General features: G+C 42.6%; 19 protein-coding genes. 12 read left to right on the forward strand and 7 right to left on the reverse strand.

Annotation, left to right across the window (positions count from 1 at the left end):
- Positions 1-25 precede the first annotated feature (25 nt).
- The 3 genes from larB (at position 26) to argH (ending at position 2,602) form a co-directional block, all read left to right on the forward strand.
- Entirely contained in the window at positions 26-814 is a 789-nt protein-coding gene (gene larB, locus RRG12_RS02015) for a nickel pincer cofactor biosynthesis protein LarB (protein WP_420758148.1), read from the forward strand.
- 106 nt (positions 815-920) lie between these two features.
- A complete protein-coding gene (locus RRG12_RS02020; RefSeq protein WP_069072611.1) occupies positions 921-1,127 on the forward strand; it encodes a hypothetical protein in 207 nt (68 codons plus the stop codon).
- A gap of 89 nt (positions 1,128-1,216) precedes the next feature.
- The gene (argH, locus tag RRG12_RS02025; protein ID WP_069072610.1) at positions 1,217-2,602 is read left to right on the forward strand and encodes an argininosuccinate lyase; all 1,386 of its coding nucleotides are present in this window, start codon (positions 1,217-1,219) and stop codon (positions 2,600-2,602) included.
- Between the two features lie 145 nt (positions 2,603-2,747).
- Here the strand turns inward: argH and RRG12_RS02030 are convergent, their stop codons facing one another.
- Positions 2,748-2,915 carry a hypothetical protein gene (locus RRG12_RS02030; protein WP_012412073.1) on the reverse strand — a complete coding sequence of 56 codons (168 nt, stop codon included), beginning with the start codon at positions 2,913-2,915 and terminating at the stop codon, positions 2,748-2,750.
- Between the two features lie 233 nt (positions 2,916-3,148).
- Positions 3,149-3,754 (reverse strand): PEP-CTERM sorting domain-containing protein, encoded by a 606-nt coding sequence (locus RRG12_RS02035; protein ID WP_420758149.1) that lies wholly within the window; start codon positions 3,752-3,754, stop codon positions 3,149-3,151.
- A 448-nt stretch (positions 3,755-4,202) separates the two neighbouring features.
- Between RRG12_RS02035 and RRG12_RS02040 the strand changes: the two genes are divergently transcribed.
- Complete coding sequence (locus tag RRG12_RS02040) at positions 4,203-4,697, forward strand: NUDIX hydrolase (RefSeq protein WP_069072608.1); 495 nt, start codon at positions 4,203-4,205, stop codon at positions 4,695-4,697.
- Between the two features lie 247 nt (positions 4,698-4,944).
- On the forward strand, positions 4,945-5,787 hold the full coding sequence (locus RRG12_RS02045; RefSeq protein WP_420758150.1) for an alpha/beta fold hydrolase: 843 nt from the start codon (positions 4,945-4,947) through the stop codon (positions 5,785-5,787).
- Positions 5,788-5,848: 61 nt separating this feature from the next.
- Here the strand turns inward: RRG12_RS02045 and RRG12_RS02050 are convergent, their stop codons facing one another.
- Positions 5,849-6,682 carry a pantothenate kinase gene (locus RRG12_RS02050; RefSeq protein ID WP_420758151.1) on the reverse strand — a complete coding sequence of 278 codons (834 nt, stop codon included), beginning with the start codon at positions 6,680-6,682 and terminating at the stop codon, positions 5,849-5,851.
- Between the two features lie 109 nt (positions 6,683-6,791).
- On the opposite strand from RRG12_RS02050, the gene RRG12_RS02055 reads away from it, so the two are divergent.
- A complete protein-coding gene (locus tag RRG12_RS02055; RefSeq protein ID WP_069072605.1) occupies positions 6,792-8,516 on the forward strand; it encodes a diflavin flavoprotein in 1,725 nt (574 codons plus the stop codon).
- A gap of 166 nt (positions 8,517-8,682) precedes the next feature.
- Positions 8,683-10,395 (forward strand): diflavin flavoprotein, encoded by a 1,713-nt coding sequence (locus RRG12_RS02060; RefSeq protein WP_420758152.1) that lies wholly within the window; start codon positions 8,683-8,685, stop codon positions 10,393-10,395.
- A gap of 355 nt (positions 10,396-10,750) precedes the next feature.
- Here the strand turns inward: RRG12_RS02060 and RRG12_RS02065 are convergent, their stop codons facing one another.
- The 3 genes from RRG12_RS02065 to ribBA form a co-directional block, all read right to left on the reverse strand.
- Positions 10,751-10,894 carry a type II toxin-antitoxin system HicA family toxin gene (locus RRG12_RS02065; protein ID WP_420758153.1) on the reverse strand — a complete coding sequence of 48 codons (144 nt, stop codon included), beginning with the start codon at positions 10,892-10,894 and terminating at the stop codon, positions 10,751-10,753.
- Positions 10,895-10,989: 95 nt separating this feature from the next.
- Entirely contained in the window at positions 10,990-11,214 is a 225-nt protein-coding gene (locus tag RRG12_RS02070) for a type II toxin-antitoxin system HicB family antitoxin (RefSeq protein WP_176727107.1), read from the reverse strand.
- Between the two features lie 99 nt (positions 11,215-11,313).
- Positions 11,314-12,987 carry a bifunctional 3,4-dihydroxy-2-butanone-4-phosphate synthase/GTP cyclohydrolase II gene (gene ribBA / locus RRG12_RS02075; RefSeq protein WP_420758154.1) on the reverse strand — a complete coding sequence of 558 codons (1,674 nt, stop codon included), beginning with the start codon at positions 12,985-12,987 and terminating at the stop codon, positions 11,314-11,316.
- 306 nt (positions 12,988-13,293) lie between these two features.
- Between ribBA and argC the strand changes: the two genes are divergently transcribed.
- On the forward strand, positions 13,294-14,352 hold the full coding sequence (gene argC / locus RRG12_RS02080; RefSeq protein ID WP_420758155.1) for an N-acetyl-gamma-glutamyl-phosphate reductase: 1,059 nt from the start codon (positions 13,294-13,296) through the stop codon (positions 14,350-14,352).
- Between the two features lie 81 nt (positions 14,353-14,433).
- On the opposite strand, the gene eno is transcribed toward argC, so the two are convergent.
- Positions 14,434-15,723 (reverse strand): phosphopyruvate hydratase, encoded by a 1,290-nt coding sequence (gene eno, locus RRG12_RS02085; RefSeq protein WP_069072599.1) that lies wholly within the window; start codon positions 15,721-15,723, stop codon positions 14,434-14,436.
- Positions 15,724-15,996: 273 nt separating this feature from the next.
- On the opposite strand from eno, the gene gloA reads away from it, so the two are divergent.
- The 4 genes from gloA (at position 15,997) to hpsB (ending at position 25,925) form a co-directional block, all read left to right on the forward strand.
- Entirely contained in the window at positions 15,997-16,431 is a 435-nt protein-coding gene (gene gloA / locus RRG12_RS02090) for a lactoylglutathione lyase (protein ID WP_069072598.1), read from the forward strand.
- 624 nt (positions 16,432-17,055) lie between these two features.
- Positions 17,056-19,698, forward strand: coding sequence for an ATP-dependent chaperone ClpB (gene clpB, locus RRG12_RS02095; RefSeq protein ID WP_420758156.1), 2,643 nt, complete (start codon positions 17,056-17,058; stop codon positions 19,696-19,698).
- Positions 19,699-20,445: 747 nt separating this feature from the next.
- Positions 20,446-25,134 carry a hormogonium polysaccharide biosynthesis protein HpsA gene (hpsA, locus tag RRG12_RS02100; protein WP_420758157.1) on the forward strand — a complete coding sequence of 1,563 codons (4,689 nt, stop codon included), beginning with the start codon at positions 20,446-20,448 and terminating at the stop codon, positions 25,132-25,134.
- Positions 25,135-25,163: 29 nt separating this feature from the next.
- Positions 25,164-25,925: a hormogonium polysaccharide secretion pseudopilin HpsB gene (gene hpsB, locus RRG12_RS02105; RefSeq protein WP_420758158.1), complete on the forward strand. Its 762-nt coding sequence runs from the start codon at positions 25,164-25,166 to the stop codon at positions 25,923-25,925.
- Positions 25,926-25,979: the final 54 nt, after the last annotated feature.

A 25,979-nucleotide genomic window follows, 5' to 3' on the forward strand; every position in this document is an offset into this window, starting at 1 on the left:
ACAAAGGACAAAGGACAAATGACCCATGACCGATGAAAAAACCTTGCGATCGCTACTCGTTGCGGTTGCCAATGGTAAAGTTACCCCAGATACGGCATTAGACTCACTCAAAAACTTAACTTATGAATCTGTGGGTGAATTTGCCAAAATTGACCACCATCGCCAGCTAAGAACTGGTTTCCCAGAAGTGATTTGGGGGCCTGGTAAAACTCCCGATCAAATTGCTCAAATTATGGAGGTGATGCGCCTCCGTAACCCGGTGGTGATGGCAACCCGCATTGAACCAGCAGTTTATGAAGTACTGCAATCAAAAGTTAGCGATTTGCGATATTACCAATCGGCGCGAATTTGTGCGATCGCTCCCCTTACCATCGAACCACAATTCCAGGGGGAAATTGGCATTCTTTCTGCTGGTACTGCCGATTTACCCGTTGCTGAAGAAGCCGCTGTCACCGCTGAACTTTCTGGTTTTCAGGTACAGCGCCTCTGGGATGTTGGCGTTGCTGGAATTCACCGTTTATTAAGTAATCGCCACCTGATTGAGTCAGCATCGGTGTTGATTGTCGTGGCGGGGATGGAAGGCGCTTTACCTAGCGTTGTTGCTGGTTTAGCGAGTTGTCCAGTAATTGCTGTACCCACCAGCATCGGTTATGGTGCAAGTTTTGGTGGTTTAGCACCTTTATTGACAATGCTTAACTCTTGTGCTGCGGGAGTAGGCGTAGTAAATATCGATAATGGTTTTGGTGCAGCAGTGTTGGCGGGGCAAATTTTGCGGACTGCCGAGAAATTGCGGTTGGCATCGGCTGTATCTTGAGTTAAGACATTGAAGTTATATCCAATATTTCAGTAAATATCAGTATTTAATGTAAAAAATAAACTGATATTGGAATTTGTCACCCTTAACTTCTTAAGCACCAAATATGAGCCACTACAGCGATTTGACATCTCAGCTACTTTGGCATTTGCCTGTAAATTGGACAGCCCTAGCACAAACAATTACAGATCCAGACCTGATGGGTCAGATTCAAAAATCTTGGAACCACTTTATACAAACAGGTCAAGTGTGGGCATTGTTGATTGGTTTAGTCATTGGCTATATGATTCGGAATCTAACTAGCTACGGCTAAATAAATTTTAGATTTTGGATTTTAGATTTTAGATTAATCCAAAATCCAAAATCTAAAATCTAAAATTGATGCCCCTTCCTTCATAATTTATGACCGAAAAACAAACTTGGAGCCAGCGGTTTGAATCAGCGTTACATCCAGCGATCGCTCGTTTTAATGCCAGTATAGGTTTTGATATTGAATTAATAGAATATGACCTGACTGGTTCTCAAGCTCATGCCAAAATGCTCGCTCATACGGGCATTATTTCCCCAGAAGAAGGAGAGCAACTGGTTGCCGGTTTAGAACAAATTCGCCAAGAGTACCGCCAAGGTAAATTTCAGCCCGGTGTCGATGCTGAAGATGTACATTTTGCAGTTGAACACCGATTGACAGAAATTGTTGGCGATGTGGGGAAAAAGGTGCATACGGCGCGATCGCGGAATGACCAAGTTGGTACTGATACTAGACTTTACCTGCGCGACCAAATTCAGCAAATCAAAAGCGAATTGCGAGAATTCCAAGGTGTTTTACTGGATATAGCTGAAAAGCACGTTGAAACCTTGATTCCTGGCTACACCCACCTACAACGCGCCCAACCCGTGAGTTTAGCTCACCACCTCTTGGCATACTTTCAAATGGCGCAACGTGACTGGGAACGCTTAGGAGATGTTTCTCGCCGTGTGAATATCTCACCTTTGGGGTGCGGTGCTTTAGCGGGAACGACTTTCCCCATCGATCGCCACTACACAGCCAAACTATTGAATTTTGACGATATTTATGCCAACAGCCTCGATGGAGTGAGCGATCGCGATTTTGCGATCGAATTCTTGTGTGCTGCTAGCTTGATTATGGTTCACCTCAGCCGCCTTGCAGAAGAAGTTATTATTTGGTCATCTGAAGAATTTCGCTTTGTCACCCTCAAAGATAGCTGTGCTACTGGTTCCAGTATCATGCCCCAAAAGAAAAACCCCGATGTACCAGAACTCGTGCGGGGGAAAACAGGACGTGTATTTGGTCATCTCCAGGCAATGCTAGTGATTATGAAGGGGCTACCCCTGGCATATAACAAAGACTTACAAGAAGATAAAGAAGGTCTATTTGATAGCGTTAACACAGTCAAAGCCTCCCTAGAAGCGATGACGATTTTACTCAGGGAAGGCTTGGAATTTCGTACCCAGCGGTTAGCCGAAGCTGTGGCGGAAGATTTTTCTAACGCTACCGATGTAGCAGATTATCTTGCAGCACGGGGCGTTCCTTTCCGGGAAGCCTACAACCTTGTGGGTAAGGTAGTAAAGACTAGTATTGCCGCAGGTAAACTCCTGAAAGATTTGAAATTGGAAGAGTGGCAACAACTACATCCGGCATTTGCAGCAGATATTTATGAGGCAATATCCCCTCGTCAAGTTGTTGCAGCCCGAAATAGTCACGGTGGTACTGGCTTTGTGCAGGTTGGCAAAGCACTCATAGCTGCCCGCGCTCAAATCGATCGATAGGGGAATGGGGAGCAGAGGAAGAAGCAAAGGGGCAGGGGAGCAAAGGAGAAATAACCAATGCCCAATGCCCAATAATAAATAAAGGCGTACATTTGTACGCCCTAAAATATAAATAATCTAAATAAAAAGGCTTTAAGCAGAGAGCTTAATCAGTGTCAGCTGCTGTTGCTGCGCCTTCTTCTTCTTCACTCTTGGGTGGTCTTTGTTGGAACCTTCTCTGCATTCTTCCTGTCGTAGTTCGTTTACGAAACTTTCTGGCATACGCCTGGTTACGTAGCGCCTTTTCTTTTTTCGGGTTACGGCGCTTGGCCATGTTCACCTCATTAATAAACAACAAAAAAGTAGCAACTAGGCATCACGTAGGCAATATCAGTTACCAATGTTATTGATATACTTGTAGCCTAGTGCAGCAATAAATACGCTTTAAACAGTGTACTAGTCTACCGCATTCAACCTTGTTATGTCAATAATAATTCTGAATTATCCCTACTGGCTAGATGAAAAGTACCTTTTCTGAGATTCAAATAAATCAAAGAATTGATGGTTTTAGGAAACTTTTTTAAGCTTCTTATCAGTTAATTTAGATGGCTTATTACGTTTGAGTGCTGAAGGGACACCAACAGTAGCGAGGGCAAATAAGCTAAGGATAGAGGTGGGTTCAGGTACGGTGATTATGCTTGCAGAAAAACTGATGGGTAACTCACTATCTTCCGTCCCCAAATTTTCAAAACCTGGTGTCAGTGGTGGAACAGAAAAAACTTCTAAATAACTTGGTGTTGGCAAGAAACTAGCGAAAAATGGACTAGAATAGTTTCCCCCCGATGTAGAATAACCAAAACCATCACCTGTTAACTGCTGAGTATTAAGACTAATTAAATTGTCAACATTAAAAGGTTCATTTCCTGGTATTGGAGTGCCTACAGGTTGCAGACCAGTAATTGTTTCACCATTTCGTGTACCAGTAATTCCCAAAATCTGATAAAAACCTAAATCGTCAGGGGTGTTATCAGTTGTAAAAATACCAATCGCCTCTATACCAGTACCAGAATAATTCCAATTCCAAGCTAAAGCAGAGGCGGCTTGCATTGTACCGAAAACCAATCCAGATGTGGTGGTGAGGGCTATGGCAGATAGTAGAGCTAGATTTTTCATAGAGGTTGTTTATGCGATCGCTTTTAGCACACCAAAGGCGATCGCGGTTTTTGTAAAGGATTTTCGTATATTAAACTTAATTAGCAAGAATTTGGTGGCAATCTCCAATACCACTTAATTGCCTCTTCAGAATTCAGAATTTAGACATACTTATTCAGATTAATTTTTTGAAAGTGTCTTGAAAAAATATTAATGATAGCTAGTTTTGAGAGGGCTAATACTAGCTATAAACTGACAATTTTACTGATTCAATAAATGTTATGTATACATAAATACAGTGCTTCTATTGAAACTTGATGTTAGAATTAGTAATATTCTACGTAAATCGTGAGAATAAAATCTCGAATCACAAACATTTTGTATAAAACAAAACTCAACCAGAATTTTATTTAGTTGAGTCTATGTAAGTGGTTGGGAACTATCGAATACAACACAAAAATTTTGAAGATTGAACGTTATTGCTTTTTTTCCGGCAGCTGTCCAGTCCACACGTAGCTTATGGCGTATTGGACAAACAGTATTGGGTATAATATTTCGCCATCCCATTACTGGCACTAGTATCATCCCAATTTTACCTGATGGTCGGATAGTACTGATCCGGCGGCGTGATGATGGTCTTTGGGCATTGCCTGGAGGAATGGTGGATTGGGGAGAAGATATTCCCAACACAGTCCGCCGGGAATTGATCGAGGAAACCGGACTAGAATTGGTGAAAATTAACCGTTTGGTAGGAGTTTACTCTGCACCAGACCGCGATCCCAGAATCCATTCAATTTGTATTGTGGTTGAAGCCGAGGTACATGGGACAATGGAAATTCAGGATACTTTAGAAGTCATGGAAATCCAAGCTTTCTCTCCCAATTTCCTCCCTTCAGGACAGATGTCTCACGACCATACTCGGCAGTTGCAAGACTACTTGAATGGCTTGACAACACTGGCATAACAATATATTTAGTCATTAGTCCTACCCTGTGATAAACTGCTGGCGCATCTATGTCATTTGCTGCCAAAGTATGATCTAAGGAAATCTTCTCTACTAGAGGTTTCCCCAAAGAGAGTCCACGCGAACGGTTGACACTTCTCTATTTGTAATTGTCCAAAACTAATTGTTAATAACCAATGACCAATGACAAATGACCAATGACAAATGACTATTTATTATGATGCTAAAAGTTAACTACTAAATTAAAATGGATACACTATTCCGTAACTCGCGGAGAAAGCTCTCTCAAGGGCTATTATTCTGGCGTGAAGTCGGTGAAAAAACTCCTATAATTTTTTTACATGGTGCTTGGAATGAGAGCAGTCAATGGTTATCTGTGATGGAGTCCCTTGCACAAGATTTTCATTGTTTTGCACCTGATTTGTTAGGGTTTGGTGAATCAGAAAATCCGAATATCCACCATTCGATAGATTTACAAGTTGAATGTCTAGCTGAGTTTTTGCAAGCTGTAAAGCTAGAAAAAGTGTATTTAGTGGGGCATTCTCTTGGGGGGTGGATTGCTGCTAGCTATGCTTTAAAGTATCCAGAAAAAGTTGATGGTGTAGTATTGCTAGCACCAGAGGGTGTAGAGATAGCAGGACAAGAACAGTATTGCCGGAAGATGCGGCGATTATTGAATTATCCACCACTACTAGTTAAATTATTGCGATCGCTAATTCCCTTAACTAAAATCCTGGGTTGGCATGACAAAATTGCCCAGGATTTGCAATTACGTCAGGAATTGCTGCGTTACCCCATAGCTTGTCAGTTACTTTTTAAACGACGACAAGTAGAAATTGAGGCGGAATTACTGCAAAAGCAACTTTACATGATAGATGCCCCAGTTTTTATTTTACAAGGTGGTCAAGATACACCAGATGCTTTAGCCAAGAGCCGGGTTTATGCTCAACTGATGCCAAAAGTCGAGTTGAAAATGATTGCCCATGCCGGAAATGACTTACCAGAATCTTCGGCTGGGGTTGTGGCGATTGAGATTCGCGAGTTTATTGAAGGTATTTTGAAAAGCGATAATTTAAACGAATTAAACTAGCTCATTCAGAGTTTGTTGCCAATACATTTGAATTGTTTCTTGCCCGTGAAAACTTGGATTCCTATTCCTTATTCTTCATTACTATTTCTCGCATTCCCCAAAAAATTAAATTTGATTCCACAATCAAACTATCTGCAATCTCAGGATATAAGACTCGTACATAGTTTAGTAATAAAGTGCGATCGCCACCTTTAATTGCAATTTTCCCATTAGGAAACAATTGCCACCATGCTTCAATAAAATCTTTAATTCCAGCTAATATTGTATAAATAACTCCACTTTGAATAGCCTCTATAGTATTAAGAGCAAAACGCGGTGGAAGATACGGAAAACTTTGATTTTCTACTAATGGTAATTGTCCTGTTTGTTGACCGAGAGTCGCAAACTGCAAACCCAATCCCGGCAAAATTGCACCTCCAACTAGACACTCCTTATCATCCGCAGCCGTAAAAGTCAGCGCTGTTCCTGCATCAATCACCAACATTGGAAAACCCCAAGTTTTTCCCGCACCCCATAAAGCTAAAGCGCGGTCAATTCCTAATGTGGGATAGATACCTTTGAGCGGTACTTGGTTTAAAGTAATAACGCGAGTATTTGGGTAAGTTTGCCAAATAGCAGTTTGGCTAGGAACTACGGATGCGAGGAGAAGAGGGTGGGGGGGAAGTGTGTTTGTGAAAAAATCACCTTGCTGACTAGGTAGAAAAATTTTCTCTAGAAAATAATCTAGAGTTTGACATTCAGCCAGTTGTTGTATAACAGACTCAGGAAGATAGTCAGTATCCCAGGCGGAATAAAGTGTTTCGCCAATAAACAATGCCCAATGCAGTCGGGAATTACCAATTTCCAAGGCTAGGCAAATTTCCTCTCTGTGTTCTCCGTGCTTCTGCGGTTTCACACTTTTAACTTTTTTAAGTCAACCATAAATTTTTTAATAAAAATTAACATTCAAGCCGTGTCACAATAAAAGAAGAGGAAGAAATACTCATTGTGTCAAGGAGGGAGTTATGGTAGCGCTCACCGAAAAAACTGAAAAACGGCTCACCATACAGACTGTGGAGATTGCTCAAGAGACGACGGCTATTCGCTCTTTGGACTGGGATCGCGATCGCTTCGATATTGAGTTTGGTCTGCAAAACGGTACTACTTATAACTCGTTTCTGATTCGCGGGGAGCAGACGGCCTTAGTTGATACCTCCCACGAAAAGTTTCGCCAACTATATTTTGATACGCTCACCGGATTAATCAAGCCAACAGAGATTGATTATTTAATTATCAGCCACACTGAGCCAGACCATAGCGGTTTAGTTAAAGATTTGCTGCAAATTGCTCCAGAAATTACCGTTGTCGGTTCTAAGGTGGCGATTCAGTTTCTAGAAGATTTAGTACATCAGCCATTCAAGCGGCGGATTGTGAAAAATGGCGATCGCTTAGATTTGGGTAATGGTCATGAATTTGAATTCGTGATTGCCCCAAATTTACATTGGCCAGATACAATTTTCAGCTTCGACCACAAAACCAAAGTTCTCTACACCTGCGATGCTTTTGGTTTGCACTATTGCTCAGATAGCACCTTTGATGAAGACTTGGCAGCTATCGAAGAAGACTTTCATTACTACTACGATTGCTTGATGGGGCCAAATGCACGTTCAGTTCTCTCTGCCTTGAAGCGGATGGCGGAATTGAAAACCATCGATATGGTTGCTACAGGACATGGGCCATTATTATCTCACAACGTTGAGGAACTAATTGGACGTTACCGCACTTGGAGCCAAAGCCAAAGCAAGCCAGAAACAGCAGTTGGAATATTTTACGTTTCCGAATACGGATATAGCGATCGCCTCGCCCAAGCAATTGCCAACGGTATCGGTAAAACCGGTGTCGCCGTGGAAATTGTCGATTTGGGATCTGAAGTAGATTTACAAGAACTGCGGGAATTAGTTAGCCGTTGTGCTGGACTAATCGTTGGTCTACCTCCGGCTTCTGGCGCTGCGAACATTCAATCTGCACTCAGCACAGTTTTAGGATCAGCTAAAGAAAAGCAAGCCATCGGTATTTTTGAAGCCGGCGGTGGCGATGATGAGCCAATAGATCCTTTGCTGAGTAAATTCCGCAATTTGGGGTTGACGACAGTTTTTCCAGCGATTCGGATTAAACAAACACCCACAGAAAACACCTACAAGCTTTGTGAAGAAGCGGGTACAGACTTAGCTCAATGGGTAACACGCGATCGCAGTATCAAAGCCATGAAATCCCTGAGTGCTGACTTAGATAAAGCACTAGGTAGAATTAGCGGCGGACTATATATTATTACGGCCAAAAAAGGCGATGTTTCCAGTGCGATGCTAGCCTCTTGGGTGAGTCAAGCTAGCTTTAAACCCTTGGGATTTTCCATTGCAGTCGCTAAAGATCGGGCAATTGAATCACTGATGCAAGTAGGCGATCGCTTTGTTCTCAACGTTTTAGAAGAAGGCAATTTCCAACCACTCATGAAGCACTTTTTAAAACGGTTCGCCCCTGGTGCAGATCGCTTTGAAGGTGTAAGAACCCAGCCAGCTGAAAATGGTGCGCCTATTCTCAACGATGCCCTCGCCTACATGGAGTGTGAAGTCATCAGTAGAATGGATTGTGGCGACCACTGGGCAGTATACAGCACAGTCTACGCCGGACGAGTTTCTAAACCAGAAGCTTTGACTGCTGTGCATCACCGTAAAGTCGGTAATCACTATTAATTTTGGATTTTGGATTTTGGATTTTAGATTAATAATCCAAAATCCAAAAACACTCACACTCAAGAAAGCATTTGTGCAGTATAGACCTTCTTACTTAATCTCCAAAATTTGGATGTTTAATTAACAATCCAAAATCTAAAATCTAAAATCTAAAATTGTTCCAGCCATGTCAAAAAATAAACCCCGTGATGTTCAAGTTTATCCAATAGCTACAGATACAAAAATACTGCGATCGCGTAGTTGGTCAAGGCTGAGATTTGAAATTGAATATGCTCTTGCTAAGGGTACAACCGCTAATTCTTATTTAATCGAAAGCGATAAAAACGCAATTATCGATCCTCCAGGGGAAACATTTACGCAAATTTATTTAGAAGCGTTGCAGCAACGTTTCCATCTCGAAGACCTAGATTATGTAATTTTGGGACACGTAAATCCTAACCGCGCTGCAACTTTAAAAGCTTTGTTAGAAATTGCCCCGCAAATCACCTTTGTGTGTTCTAATCCAGGGGCGATAAATTTACGTGCGGCGCTGGAAAATCCAGACTTGCAAATTCTCGTGATGCGGGGCGAAGAAACTCTAGATTTGGGTAATGGGCATAATTTACAATTTATTCCCATCCCCAATCCCCGCTATGCAGATCAACTCAGCACCTACGATCCACAAACAGAAATTCTGTACACAGATAAGTTATTTGGGGCGCACGTTTGCGGAGATCAGGTATTTGATGAAGGCTGGGAAGTATATAACGAGGATCGGCGCTATTATTTTGATTGCCTCATGGCTCCTCACGCCCGTCAAGTTGAAACAGCACTGGATAAACTGGTCGATTTTCCTGTGCGAATGTATGCCAATGGACACGGCCCTTTGGTGCGCTATGGCTTAATCGAACTGACCAAAGCTTATCGGGAGTGGAGTCAACAACAAACTTCTGCTGACTTGACAGTAGCGTTAATTTATGCATCAGCTTATGGGAATACGGCAACCTTAGCCCAAGCGATCGCTCGTGGGATTACAAAAGCTGGCGTCGCTGTAGAATCCATTAACTGCGAATTTACTGAACCAGAAGAAATCCGGGCGGCTGTGGAAAAAGCAGGTGGTTTCATCATTGGTTCTCCTACCCTTGGTGGTCATGCACCCACACCCGTGCAAACAGCTTTAGGAATTGTCCTATCCACCGCCACTAATAATAAACTTGCTGGTGCTTTTGGTTCCTTTGGCTGGAGTGGGGAAGCAGTTGATTTAATTGAGGGTAAATTAAAAGATGCTGGCTATCGATTTGGTTTTGATACAATCCGCGTCAAATTCAAACCCGACGATGCCACCTTACAATTGTGTGAAGAAGCTGGAACCGACTTTGCCCAAGCATTGAAGAAAGCTAGAAAAGTGCGATCGCCAAGTCAACCTGCAACAACTGTAGAACAGGCCGTTGGTCGGATTGTAGGTTCTCTTTGCGTTCTCACAGCAAAAGAGGGCGATCGCTCCAGTGCCATGTTAGCTTCTTGGGTATCTCAAGCCAGCTTTAATCCACCTGGTTTAACCATCGCCGTCGCCAAAGACCGGGCAGTAGAAACACTGATGCATACAGGAAATAAATTTGTCCTCAACATCCTTAAAGAAGGGAATCACTTGGGATTGATGAAGCACTTCCTCAAACCCTTCGGCCCAGGACAAGACCGATTTGCTGATGTAGCCGCCCAAGAAACAGAAAGCGGTTCTCCCATACTTACGGATGCTCTAGCATATCTCGAATGTTCTGTACAAAACCGGATGGAATCTGGCGACCACTGGCTGGTTTATGCGACTGTTGAGAGTGGCAAATTGCTAGATAATGATGGTGTTACAGCCGTGCATCATCGCAAGTCGGCAACTCACTATTAATTGGGAATTGGGGAATGGGGCATTGGGCATTGGGCATTGGGTATTAATAAGATTCTTCCCTTGCTTCCTCATCTCCTTCACTCTTTTTTAGAGAACTAAAGTCTGGTGTTTTCATCTCAACGTTTTGAGTTTTGAGCTTAAAACTTAGTGTTCTGAACTCGGAGTTTCGTGTTCTGAAGCTCAAGTTCCGAGTTCTGAGGTAAAAAGTAGAACATTGGAGAGCAATCGAGTATCTTCTTGTTTTCACTAATCGTCTAATAATTAGCTTATTTTGAGAGATGCGACCGCCTAGCTCAAGAATTTATTTGTGACTGTATCTTTTAAAGTGTTGTGAGTGAAAACAGAATACAGCCTTTCAGATTTGCTCATAAGTAGACAAAAAATCCTCTCTTGAGATACCTGCTTGAGTACAGATTGATCTCAACGTCGAACCTTTAATTTGAGAATGGTTAGGCATAGTCAGTGGAGTTTTTGTTCCATCTTCGTTTTCTCGCTCCATAACAATATGCTCTCATTCCCTAATAACAGTGAATCCCAGAAATTCCAATGTCTTAATTACTTTAGCTTTAGGTGCATCTACTGGGAATTTAACCATTAAATAGGAACCTCAGCTTCCGCCACAAAAGCTTCTAGGACTGTTGATTCCTCTTCTAAAACCTCTTGACCAAATGTCTCTATATGGCAGTGGATAGCAGATTTAACATCAGCTAGTGCTTCCTCATAGCTGTCACCTTCGCCAACTACAACCCCCTTGATACCCAAGGGATAGGCTATATAACCGTCATTATGTTTTTCAACAATAATTTTGATTGCTCTCATTGTCATATAAAAGAACGGCTGAAAAGTTTGGGGGGAATGTAGGACTTACACACAATAAACCCTCCAACCCCCTTAAAAGGTTGACTATTCGGAAGGCGGCTATTTGCTAAAGCTGTAAATTTGCTGCGTCTCCAAGCGATCGCTAATCGATGAAGGCAGCGTACCATCTGCGAATATCTGTCGATCAAGTTGGACTTGTAAATTACTCAAAGGATCGCAACCAGAAGAAATTAGAAATTCTAGTTTCTGGATGTATGGCAAAGTTGCTAGGTTGTCCAAAATTTGGAAGATTGCCTGTATATAAGGATGACCACTTTGTTGATACCAATCAGAGCTAGCAACTTTTGCCTGATCAAAACCCAAGTGTACTGTTAGAGATGGCTCGTCAAATATAGCGATCGCTAAGGGACGCGCTTCTTCCTGCAACAATAAATCATTACTTTTCGCTAAATGTCGCAGTTTCTCTAAGCGTTCATAACGTTCTGTCACAGCTTCCGGGTCATCTTGCCAGTGAATTGCTACTGTCACCAGATAAGTTTGTAACAGCATGTGACCCAGCTTTTTCGCCTTTGTCGCCAGATAATAGGAATTGTAGTCGTTTGCCTCAATCAACAACGGCAAGCGGTCAACTACTTCCAACCCATAGCCCTTGACTCCGGCAATTTTGCGGGGATTATTGGTAATCAGGCGAATCTTTTTGATGCCCAAGTCCATGAGCATTTGTGCCCCCATCCCATAGTCTCGCAAGTCGGCAGGAAATCCTAAGCGCTCATTTGCTTCTACTGTATCCAGCCCCATATCTTGCAACGAGTAGGCTTTCAACTTGTTAATCAAGCCGATTCCCCGTCCTTCTTGGCGCAGGTATACAACTACACCTTGACCAGCAGTCTCAATCATTTTCAATGCAGCTTGTAACTGCATCCGACAGTCACAACGCAAAGAACCCAAAGCATCACCTGTTAAGCATTCTGAGTGCATCCGCACCATCACAGGCTCATCTTTGAAGTTAGCCGGGTCGCCCTTGACAATTGCAACGTGTTCTGTGTTATCCAGGGTGTGGCGGTAGGCGTAAATTTCAAACTGACCGAATTGACTAGGCAGTTTAGTAATCACCTCACGATATACCAAGCGATCGTGCTGTAGGCGATAACTGATTAAATCCGCAATACTAATAATTTTTAAATTGTGACGTTTAGCATATTCAACTAACTGCTGCAACCGGGCCATTGAACCATCGGGGTTTTGAATTTCACAAATTACCCCTGCTGGGTACAGCCCTGCTAATCGAGATAAGTCCACAGCCGCTTCTGTATGTCCTGCGCGTTTGAGTACGCCTCCAGCCTTAGCTCGAATGGGAAAAATATGTCCAGGGCGACGTAAATCAGTAGGTTTTGTGGCTGGATTGAGAGTAACCTGGATAGTGCGGGCGCGGTCTTCTGCTGAAATGCCTGTGGTAACACCCAATTCTGGCCCCGCATCAATACTGACAGTGAAGGCAGTTTGGTTAGTATCTGTAATGTTGCTTACCATCAAAGGTAAGTCTAACTCGTCTAGGCGATCGCCTGTCATTGCCAAACAAATCAGTCCTCTCGCTTCCACCGCCATGAAATTAATCGTGTCGGGTGTGGCAAATTGAGCAGCACAAATCAAGTCGCCTTCATTTTCTCTATTTTCATCATCTACCACTACAATCACACGACCAGCTTTTAGGTCTGCTAAAGCGGCATCAATCGAATCAAATTTAAAAACTTGTGTAGTATTAGGCTGTGACACAGAAAGATTTCCAGCTACCAACGTAAATTTTTTTAACAATTTCTTCTTTTAGATTGTAGCTCCTTTATAAGGCAGAGAAGTAGACTAGCAATGATTTGATAACCTAGCAACAAATTTTGCCATTAAAGAAAGTAGGGATATAGTGCAGCGAATGAAGAGGATGAGGAGAAAGAAGAATTTACTTTTTTTGCTCCCCCATCTCCCCCATCTCCAGCTTTGGGGCGTTTTGTACGCTGTGCGTCTAGTGGCTGATATTGTTGATAGCTGAGAACGAATTAACTATTCATGGGATAAGGATTTCAGATCATGGGCAAATTTAGACGCGTACCCGTTGGGATTGTTGGCGCGTCGGGCTATGGCGGAGTACAGTTAGTACGACTACTGATGGATCATCCAGAAGTCGAACTGGTTTATTTAGGCGGTGAGAGCAGTATCGGAAAATCCTTTGGGGATCTTTACCCGCATCTGGCTCATGCAACTAACCTGCTAATAGAGGCGGTAGAACCAGAAATAATTGCTCATCGCTGTGAAGTAGTTTTCCTGTCTTTACCAAATGGTCTGGCTTGCCAAATCGCGCCCAAACTGTTGGAAAAAGGATGTAAAGTATTAGATTTGAGTGCAGACTATCGGTTTAGTGATTTGACAACTTATACAAATTGGTATGGTATCGAGAGAAGCGATCGCACAATTGCAGCTACAGCAGTTTATGGATTACCAGAACTTTATCGCGATCGCATTGCCGAAGCTGAACTTATTGGCTGTCCTGGTTCCTATCCCACCGCTAGTCTCCTTGCGCTTTCGCCACTCTTAAAGCAAGGCTTAATCAGACCAGAAACAGCCATTATTGATGCCAAGTCTGGCACATCTAGTAGTGGACGGCAAGCTCAAACTAACTTATTACTAGCTGAAGCAGACAACTCCATAACAGCTTTCAATGTTGGTCGTCACCGTCATACCCCAGAAATTGAGCAAATTTGTAGTGACTTAGCTGGTCACGAACTCATGATTCAATTTACACCGCACCTTATCCCAATGGTACGCGGTATTTTGGCAACGGTATATGCCACGATGAGCGATCCCGGTTTAGTGCGAGATGACTTAATCACAATTTTCTCAGCCTTCTACCGCAACTCTCCTTGGGTGAAAGTCTGCGGTAGTGGCGTTTATCCCCAAACCAAATGGGCTAACGGCAGCAATCTTTGTTACATCGGTGTAGAAGTTGACCCGCGCACAGGTCGCGTGATTGTCATGTCAGCAATTGACAATCTAATTAAAGGACAGGCGGGACAAGCGATTCAGTGTCTAAACCTAATGATGGGCTGGGATGAAACATTGGGGTTGCCCAAGTTGGGGTTTTATCCTTAATTAGGGTACAGGGTACAGGGTACAGGGGACAGAAAATACCTATTCCCTATTCCCTATTCCCTATTCCCTATTCCCTATTCCCTACTTAGGCCCTAACCCCACAGCACCAGCATAAACAGCGCGATCGCCTAGTTCATCTTCAATTCGCAGCAAGCGATTATATTTTGCTACGCGTTCGCTGCGACAGAGTGAACCTGTTTTGATTTGACCGGCACGAGTTGCTACAGCTAAATCAGCGATCGTTGTATCTTCTGTTTCACCAGAACGATGGCTAATTACTGAACGGATACTATTGCGAGTTGCCAAATCAATCGTTTCCAAAGTTTCGGTAAGAGAACCAATTTGATTGAGTTTAATCAAAATGGCATTAGCAGCTTTTTCCTGGATACCTCTTTGCAAGCGAGTAGCGTTGGTAACAAACAAATCATCCCCTACCAATTGCACCCGCGAACCTAACTTCTGGGTAAGTAATTGCCAACTTTGCCAATCTTCTTCGTGCAAGCCATCCTCAATTGACACAATTGGGTATTGGTCAACCAGTTGTCCTAAATAATCAATAAACTCAGCCGGAGCGTGAGGTTTACCATCGTAAACATACTGACCATTTTTGTAAAATTCGCTAGCCGCCACATCCAACGCCAAAGCTACTTGTTCCCCTGGTTTATAACCAGCTTTCTTAATGGCAGCAACCAGCAATTCTAAAGCCACCTGATTAGATTCTAGGTTAGGAGCAAAGCCGCCTTCATCGCCGACACCAGTAAGCAAACCCTTCTCATCTAACACCTGACTGAGGGTAGCAAACACCTCTGCACCCCAGCGCAATGCTTCCCGGAAGGAAGTTGCGCCAATTGGGACAATCATAAACTCTTGAAAATCCACGTTATTTGAAGCGTGTGCGCCACCGTTAATTACGTTCATCAACGGCACTGGGAGCAAATTCGCTAAAGGGCCACCCAAATAGCGATATAGAGGAATATCTAGAGATTCAGCACCAGCTTTGGCTGCTGCTAAGGAAACCCCCAAAATCGCATTCGCGCCCAAATTGGATTTGTTAGGAGAACCATCTATGGCGATCATCGTGCGGTCTAGGAGTTCTTGGTTGAGGACATCCAAGCCTAGTAATTTTGGTGCAAGTGCTTCTTTGACGTTTTGTACTGCCTTGAGTACGCCTTTTCCTCCATAACGGCTTTTATCGCCATCACGCAGTTCGTGGGCTTCAAAAGTGCCAGTCGAAGCACCACTGGGAACTTGTGCTAGTCCGACAACACCATTGGCTAAATGCACTTCGGCTTCAATTGTCGGTCTACCGCGTGAATCAAGAATTTCACGGGCTGCGATCGCCTCAATGGCAGTATCTAGAAATTTACTCATCTGTACTTTATCCTTTATTCGAGTGTGTTACGCATCCAGTCCAGTTGCCTAACCCAATCGCTAGCATAGGCGTTTAAGAGACTTTATTGGCTGAGATTAAAGAAGATTTCCATTAATGGAACAGGGATCAATGCCAAAATACCAAAAATATCTAAGGAATGTTTATCCTGTCCTTTGAATTCTTTCTCTGATGGCATTTTTACCTTAAGACTTTGAGCTAGGTAAAATGTTGGCAGAGAATAACACTAAATCAATTACAGAGAAAAGGTCAATATGCGATTACTACACACAATGCTGCGGGTGGGCAACCTTGAAGAGTCCTTAAAGTTCTACTGTGAAATTCTAGGAATGAAATTACTGCGCCGAAAAGATTATCCGGGAGGAGAATTTACCCTGGCTTTTGTTGGCTACGGCGACGAAAGCGACAACTCGGTGATCGAACTAACCTATAACTGGGGCGTGGAAAAGTACGAATTGGGTAATGCTTACGGTCACATTGCCCTTGGTGTTGATGATATTTACACTACGTGTGAAGAAATTCGCAATCAAGGTGGTAAGGTTGTACGCGAACCAGGGCCAATGAAACATGGTTCGACAGTAATTGCATTTGTAGAAGATCCTGACGGGTATAAACTAGAACTGATTCAACTAGGAACTCAAGGGTCAGCAGTCAAACAGGAATCGCAAGAGCAACTAGTGAGTCAGTAATTCGGATTTAAGTCCCCGACTTCTTGAATAAATCGGGGATATGGGCAGCAAGTTTTGCTTAAGATATATCTTGAAAAGTTGAACTAGACGCGGGAGATTGACTTTTGCCACACATTGACATTTCATGCCGGTAAACCCGAACGCGCGAGACTTTTCGATTTTTGCCTCCCCTTTTTCGGCGGGTTAAGTGATCTCCTCTGCGTAAATCTTATTAGTATTACCTCCATACTCTTGTTGATGAGCAACACTAATAGCGACGCCAAATAGCCTGTCGTAGCGATCGCTCCAATAACACCATCTGGCAAAGTCCGTTCAGAACAGTGTTTTCGTTTTAAATTAGGAAATAGGTAATGAATTAAGCTATCACCAATTAGCAATGCAAAATTGCCACCGGAGATACACGCGGATATCCGCTGACGATGTTTGGATAATTAGGGACTAGGGACTGGAGACTTAATTTTCTTACCAATCCTTAAGTAATCAGACAGAATTAATTACACAAGTTTTTTTCTGTAACCTGTAACCTGTTCCCTATCTCCACCAATGAATTTAATTGTGTCCGACTACTTAATACCCAATTCCACTCCATAAACAACTAAAAATCAAAATTCCAAAATTCTAAAGATGCAACCTACAGATCCAAATAAATTTACTGATAAAGCCTGGGAAGCGATTGTTAAATCTCAGGATATAGTCCGTGCTTATCAACAACAGCAACTAGATGTTGAACATTTAATTATTGCTCTGTTAGAAGAACCAACTAGTCTAGCTATACGTATCCTGGCTCGATCTGAGGTAGATCCAATCCGCTTGCAGCAACAGCTAGAAGCTTTTACCCAACGCCAGCCCAAAGTTGGTAAAAGCGATCAGCTTTACCTTAGTCGCAATTTAGATATTTTACTAGACCGAGCCGAGGAAGCTAGAGTCAGGATGAAAGATTCCTACATTTCCGTGGAACACATACTCTTAGCCTTTGCTGAAGACGATCGCATTGGACGAAAGATCCTCAAAGGCTTTAGTGCGGATGCACCTAAACTTGAAGCTACTATCAAAACGGTTCGCGGTAGTCAAAAGGTAACAGATCAAACCCCAGAATCCCGCTACGAAGCCTTACAAAAATTTGGTAGAGATTTGACAGAACAGGCAAAAGCTGGAAAACTCGACCCGGTGATTGGGCGGGATGATGAAATTCGGCGGGTAATTCAAGTCTTGTCTCGTCGGAGCAAAAATAACCCCGTACTAATTGGTGAACCGGGGGTAGGTAAGACTGCGATCGCCGAAGCTTTAGCACAGCGGATGGTAAATGGTGACGTTCCCGAATCTCTGAAAAACCGCAAATTGATCTCGTTAGATATCGGCAGTTTAATTGCTGGAGCCAAATTACGAGGTGAATTTGAAGAACGCCTAAAAGCAGTTCTCAAGGAAGTTACTGAATCTAACGGTGACATTGTTCTGTTTATTGACGAACTGCACACCGTAGTCGGCGCAGGTTCTACTCAACAAGGGGCAATGGATGCAGGAAATTTACTCAAACCAATGTTGGCGCGGGGAGAACTGCGTTGCATTGGCGCTACTACCCTAGACGAGTTCCGCAAACATATTGAGAAAGACGCTGCCCTAGAACGCCGCTTCCAGCAAGTATTTGTGGATCAGCCAAGTGTGGAAAATACTATTTCCATTCTGCGGGGATTGAAAGAACGCTATGAAGTCCATCACAACGTCAAAATTTCTGATTCAGCTTTGGTAGCAGCAGCCACTTTATCAGCACGTTATATTAGTGATCGCTTCCTACCAGATAAAGCTATTGATTTGGTGGATGAAGCAGCAGCACAATTGAAAATGGAGATTACCTCCAAACCAGCCGAATTGGAAACCATTGATCGCCGCCTCATGCAGTTAGAAATGGAAAAGCTGTCATTAGCTGGCGAAGAAAAGGGTACTCCTCAAACGAAAGAACGTTTAGAGCGCATTGAACAAGAAATCGCCAATTTAACGGAAAAACAGCAAATATTTAATGAGCAATGGCAAGGTGAAAAGCAGCTATTGGAGGCTATAAGCGCCTTAAAGAAAGAAGAAGATGCCCTGCGAGTGCAAATTGAACAGGCGGAACGTGCTTATGACCTAAATAAAGCTGCCCAACTGAAGTATGGCAAATTAGAAGGAGTACAGCACGATCGCGAAGCCAAAGAAGCCAGCCTTTTAGAAATTCAAAACCAAGGTTCCACTTTACTTCGAGAACAAGTCACCGAAGCCGATATTGCCGAAATCGTCGCCAAGTGGACAGGAATCCCCGTCAACCGCCTGTTGGAATCGGAACGGCAAAAATTGCTGCAACTAGAAAGTCATTTACATCAACGAGTCATTGGGCAAGAAGAGGCTGTAGAAGCGGTATCAGCGGCAATTCGCCGCGCCCGTGCGGGGATGAAAGACCCCTCTCGCCCCATAGGTTCATTTTTGTTCATGGGCCCCACAGGTGTGGGCAAAACCGAACTCGCCCGTGCTTTAGCTCAGTTTCTCTTTGATTCTGATGATGCCTTAGTGCGCTTGGATATGTCTGAGTATATGGAAAAACACTCAGTTTCTCGGTTAGTGGGAGCGCCTCCAGGATATGTAGGCTATGAAGAAGGCGGTCAACTTTCCGAGGCAGTTCGCCGCCGTCCTTACTCAGTGGTGCTGTTGGATGAAGTCGAAAAAGCGCACCCAGATGTGTTCAATATTTTATTACAGGTGTTAGATGATGGGAGAATTACTGACTCTCAGGGAAGAACAGTAGATTTTCGCAACAGCGTCATTGTGATGACTAGTAACATTGGCAGCGAACATATCTTGGATGTATCTGGTGATGACTCCAACTATGAAACGATGCGGAAGCGGGTAATGGATGGATTGCGATCGCATTTCCGCCCCGAATTTCTCAACCGCGTTGATGACATTATTCTCTTCCATACCTTAAATCGCACCGAAATGCGGCAGATCATCCGCATCCAACTTAAGCGTGTAGAAAATCTCCTCCGCGAGCAAAAAATCTTCTTTGAGATATCCCAATCTGCCTGCGATCACCTTGTCGAATCAGGCTATGACCCAGTTTACGGTGCCCGCCCACTCAAACGGGCAATTCAGCGAGAAATAGAAAACCCCCTCGCCACCAAGTTATTGGAAAATACTTTTATTTCTGGAGACACGATTATCATTGACAAAAATGAAAACGGTCTGTCTTTTAGCAAAAAAATGCTGGTGAAAGTTTCTATACCACAGATTGCTACATAGCACCGGATGAATTGATTGAAACCCACATCCGTGGGTTTTGCCTGTAGGAATGCAGTTTATAACCCAATACAGTTCAGATAGAGCCACAAAACCCTCATGTAGAGACGCGATTTATCGCTCATGTAGAGACGGCGATTTATCGCGTCTTCAAAGACCAATTACCTACACCAATAATCCTTAATCCAAGCGTATTGGATTATAACTCAATACGCTTGGATTAAGGGCTAATTGCACAAAATTGTGGGTTTTTGAAACGCGATAAATCGCCGTCTCTACAAGTGTTTTGGTCTTATCTGAACTGTATTGGATTATAACCACCCTTTTTAACTTTATAAATGACCTCTTAATAAAGGCAATGTAAACAAAAAGATTCCCGACTTCTCTAAGAAGTTGGGAATTTTGGCTGAACATCTGATTATTTTGTACCCACCTGATATTTTTCCTTTAGCCGATGGGTATTATAAGCTTACTCTGCTAACAACATCTTCATAAATTCGCCTTCAAATAAAATACATTTCCGCAATTTTACTGTGAAGTCATGCTCCTGTTCTTTATAAGACTTGAATTAAATAATTATGCAAAAATCAGTGTTTACCGGATAAAATCAACAATTTATGAATGATATAACTTTAAATAAATTGTCTTTTGTTGTAGCTACATTATTTGGAGTTTATTAAAACCAGATGCAGTAGTTAAATAAATAAAATCTCATTCATGCCTGTAAAAATTTTATAGGTATGAATGAAGATGCCGCAAAAACTAGAAAATCCACTTGACAGGGAAGCAGCTATGTCTCGAAAACGTCAGATATTCAAGGCAATTAAAAAAAACTTTGCACAAATTAGCAAGCAGTTTTTATCTACAATTAACAAACAAATCATTTGGCTTTTGCGGGCTTGCTTTGGCACTAAAAAAAGACGTGGGTCAGAAAATGCTGGATTTTTGTTACCGACAGTGGCAATGGTTTTGATAGTAGTCGTATTATTGACCACTGCCATTTTGTTTCGGTCTTTTGAACGCTCCAAAAATGCCAGTAATGTTCGGGTGAACGAGGCTGTACTTAACGCTGCAACACCAGCTATTGACAGAGCTAGAGCAAAATTAGACAAGCTATTTGAAGACCGTAGATTACCACGAGCTACACCGTCAGATACAGCTTTGGAGAGTGCCTTAAAAAATTATTTGAACGAATATACTTTTGGGGATGAAACTCAGCTAAATCTTAACTATACCGGTCAAACAGCACTACCAACTGCATGGATGTTTCCCATTGATACAAATAACAATGGGAAATTTGACAGCTATACTCTTTATGGAATTTATTTCCGAAATCCGCCTATAAGTGGTGGTACATACAGTCGCGCTAGAAATCCTCTAGAAGCCAGAACTCCCCCCATGACCTCTGGTAGTATAAGCAATGGTTGTGAAGATACTCTAGGAACAAGTGCTACTTTAGTTGGGAGTACTGGCTGGTTTAATATTGCTGGTAAGCTCAAAAAAAGCTTTTTTGTCTACACTGCTAATGTTCCCATTACTAACCTACCAACGGCTGATCAAGATAAATACGAAGTTTTCACAGGGAATAAAGGTTTTTCCGGTTTAGAGTATCAACAAGACCGTATACAACTACCGCTAGTTAACAATGCGGTGGTTTATGAAGATGATATAGAACTTACACCTGGGCCAACATTTAACCTAAATGGACGGATCTTGACTAATAGTAACTTCCTGACTGGTAGCGGTTTTCAATTTGTTACGCTTTATCAGGTTAGTAGTAGAGATTCCTGTTTTTATGATGATGAAAATGCCAAAATTATTGTAGGTGGCAATTTAGCAGCAGGCCTTTTCACTGGTGATGACGATTTAAATAACAGTACTGGAGTGCATTTATTCCAAGGCAAAGGAGTTAATCCCAATACCGCTTCTGGTGTTAAAGATAACAAATCAGTTAATGGAATACCGAAAAATATTGCCTATAATAGTCTAGCTTATGTACAGCGTATCAATCTCTTAGTGCAAGCGCAGTCGGCTAACAATGCATCTACTGATCCACAGGAAGTCAAAGATGGCATTACACAGCAACTAAAAGTCTTAAATCTAACTGCTGCCACTGCCTCCACAGAGCAACAAGCTACTATTCGTAATAACCAGCTAGGACTTTACTTTAAAAAACGTACCCGCCGTGTACCTTATAATGAAATTTCCTTTGGTATAGATGCAGTAGGAATTTATACTACTGCTACAGTACTACAAGGAAGTGGTGAGTCACTACGTCCACCGGATACCTGGGTTTATCCCTTTGATCCCACTGATGGTAAAACTAGGACTAATTATGCCAATTTAACACTCAAACCTAATACTTCTGATAATACTAAGTTGTTACCTAGCGCTACAGAGCCAACTAAGCAGCAACAAGTAGGTAAAGAACAATACGTTGGCGATCGCATTTTGCTTGGTAACAATCTACCTGCATTGTGGTGGAATGGGACAACATTTATCGGTTCAAACAGCACAGATACCCAAAATATTACAGGTATTAACTGGGACGATCCGTCAACTGTAAATCGCAATCGTCGCAGTCGTGTACAGCAACTAGCCGATTTAGGAACTGTTGAGCGAGATGGAGATTGGGAATCAGCAGCTTCTAAAGTACCAACTACTCCACAAGATCCTGTAGGTGGCTTACGGATAGTGACTGGTGCAGGAATTTATTTGCCTAAAAGTCTCACTGTTAGTAGTCCCAAAAGTTCTCTAGATACGGCTTTTGCTGCTACAAATAGAATCTGGTCAGATATGATGCCTGTGCCTAATACTATTAGCATCAATGCTGATAAATCAATCAAAGATAACAGAAATGATAATGTCAGTGAAACTGTCCAATTACCCGACAGTACTAATACGCCGTATTTACAGATGCGGGCTACAGCAGTTTATCACTACCAAGCGAGTGGCTACAATGCGCTAACCCCTACACCTATTGCTTGTATAAGTAGCTTCTACGACCCCACTAATAGCACTACAGCTAAGAACCTCAATAGTCTTCCGTCTGCGACAGGTTTTATATATGACAAAGCCGCAGGTGGTAGATCCCATAATGGTATTGTCTACGCAGCTCCAACAAAGACTGTTTCTGACTATTCAGATTTACTAAACTACCAAGCTAGTTTAATGTATCCCAATGGGCGGTTGGTAAATGAAGTACTGAGCAACGCTCTGTTAAAAGCAGCTGCCTCTCGGACACTCTCAGAGCAGTCTGCTATTGATGCTACTATCTGTGCCATCCAAATATTAGACGGTACTATTGGCGATCCAAGTAATAGCGTTATCCCTCACGGCGCAATTTACGAAACTGCTTTTTTAGATGCAAGGCAGATTAAGGCAATTCATAAAGACGGGACAACAGCCGGTGTAAATACATTCACCAACGCCAATGGTGTAAATGGAAATGGAAATGTAACTGGGACACCACCAACGCTTTGTTACTTTGAATATATCTGTACTATTGTTCCTGGTGTAAATACTGCGACAGTAGCAAGCCCGAATACACAATACGAACTCGCCAAAGAAACCCGCCAACCTCTGGAAATTCGCACCACTGTATTAGACATTAGTAAGTTACGAACAACAACTTATGGCACTGCAACAACACAAGAATACTTAATCCCCAATAGCGGTATTATTTACGCTACTCGAGATGATGCACTTTTAGATATGAGTGCTGCTTCTCTCATTACAGCAGCAGACACGGTTACACAAAAACAGAACAAAAAAGATACTCAAAAATCAAGTAGCCCGGTAGACTTTATACTTGACCCAACTCGCCGTCCCAACGCCATCATGTTAATCAATGGTAATCCAATCTGGCGTGTTGAGACTTACAGAGATGCAGAAAAAGGCTTGATTTTAGCCTCTAACTTGCCTGTATATATTAAAGGCGACTTTAATAAACATACTCAAGAAGAGTTTACTACAGCTCTAGCTAGTGATTTGAGCAATTTCTACTCTCGCACGGCAGCAACCCGTAATAAAAACTTTGCTTGTCGTAAAGGTGACGCTAGACTACCAAACTGTGACCCTGGGGACGCATGGCGACCTGCTAGCGTTTTGTCAGATGCGATCACACTTCTTTCTAATAACTTTGAGTTGGGCTACCGCAACGATGGAGACTATGACCTAAATAATAACCTGGGGGATGCTAATTCTATTACCGCATTTCAGAACAATGGGTTTGCTACCAACAACGCCAATGTCATCAATGCTGACTGGTATCGTACTGACGGCTTACCCAAAGACCTCGATGCTACTAAAAGTGGTACTCAAGGTAGTTCTTACCTCAATAACTTTGTTACACCAATTCAGCGAAGGAAAAATGCCCCAGAGTATTTAATGGAGGTATGTCCGAGACTACCTGCTTCAGCTTGCGATCCGGCTACTGATTGGTGGGTGAGAATACCAGATCCTACTGCTGCAACTCCAGATCCAGGTCTAAAAGCCTCTGATGCTACTGGAACTTTTTCTCTTGCTACCCATAAAGCAGGTACAACAGCACAATTACCGACTGATTCTAAATATCTAGGCTATCCCCGACGTGTTGCCTTTCTCCGTAACGCTGGAGTACTCACGGTTGATGTTAATAGTAAACCAACCATTATAGGTATCAAGGGCGGGACAATAAATCAATTTCCACTGAGTAGTTTTAATTCTACCAATAGGCCAGATTCCAAAAATAATGCTCTATGGTTCCGAACAACTACTGCTGATGACAATAATACACCGCCAAAGTTTACTCTAGTCTCAGGTACAAGTAATCAACCAATTTTATCGCCAGTTTTACAAATTCAAGTAGCTTTCAGCACTACTGATGAAAATGTACCACCATCAGGATCTACTAACCTAATAGGCCCTAACAATACACAAGATAGCAACTGGATACAATGGGCAACACCTACCACCTTTAACCTAGCCGCAGCAAGCGGAGACACCCCAGCTCGTCCTACAGAAGATAATGGTGGTTTACACAACTTTGTCCGCTTCCTGGAAAATTGGAACCCAACTAGCGACTTAAACGCAGCTGTCGCAGCTATAGTTAACGGCTCTTTTATCCAAAGAACTCGTAGTGTCTATGCTACTGCACCATTTGTAGCATTCTTAAATACCTCATCTAGCGCAGTATATCCGATCGCTAATGCTGGTGGTCAAGTACCTTTTTATATGGCTCCTAAACGGCAGTGGGGTTATGATGTCGCCTTGCTGTCGCAATCACCAGATGCATTTTCGCAAAAGTTAGCGATAACACCAGATGACAAACCCAATGAATACTTCCGGGAAGTTGGTCGAGATGACGTATGGGTGCAAACGTTGTTATGTGCCAAAAAAGCCTCAGACAACACTAATGCCGTCGATACCAGTCAACGTCCTACCTCTGGCTGTAGTTAATCTTTAATTCCTAGAAACGGTGATTAGCAATGATTAAGCAAAAACAACAACAAATCCACCCTTTTGGTGAATCTGGTTTCACGATCATTGAGTCGTTGGTAGCAATGCTAGTAGTGAGTATTTTACTAGCAGCGATCGCACCTACAATCGTCATTGCAACAGCAACTCGCGTCCAATCAAAACGCGTAGAACAAGCCACACAAGCTGCCAGAACTTTCATTGATGGTGTGAAAACGGGAGCAGTGGCAACCCCTGAACCCACAAATTTCACTACTACCACTAATGCCACTATTGTATTGCTTCAATCAGCCGCTGCAACACCCAGGAGTTTAGGTGACAATTTACTCAACACCACAAATATGCCACTTCCTACAGCATCAACATCGTTATATTGCGTGACAAAAGACGCAAACAACAACGTCAAGATTATTAACCCAACAGAATGTGTAAGCAACACAGATGTCAAGATATTTTACATTCAGGCTGTGAAAATTATAGTAACAGGAAGCACCCCAATTGATGGCACAGGTCTACCAAAGGACGGTTATCGTTTAGGAATTCGGGTTTATCGATCAGATATTGACTTTACTAAAACAGTCAAAGCCAGCGACGCTAGTATTACAGACCAGTCCAAAACAACACAAAACACTTTCACTGGGACTTTGGGCGATCGCCAATCTCCACTAGTGGAAATGACCACTGAAATTGGCTCTAGAAACACTTCCTTCAATGCACTGTGTCAGCGTCTTGTTATTACTAGTAATACTACTAGTAACAACACTTGTAATTAATGACTTCCAAATAAAAAAATACACAACTAATTTTTGTGGGGTGGGCATCTTGCC

It is taken from the genome of Nostoc sp. CALU 546, assembly GCF_048836525.1.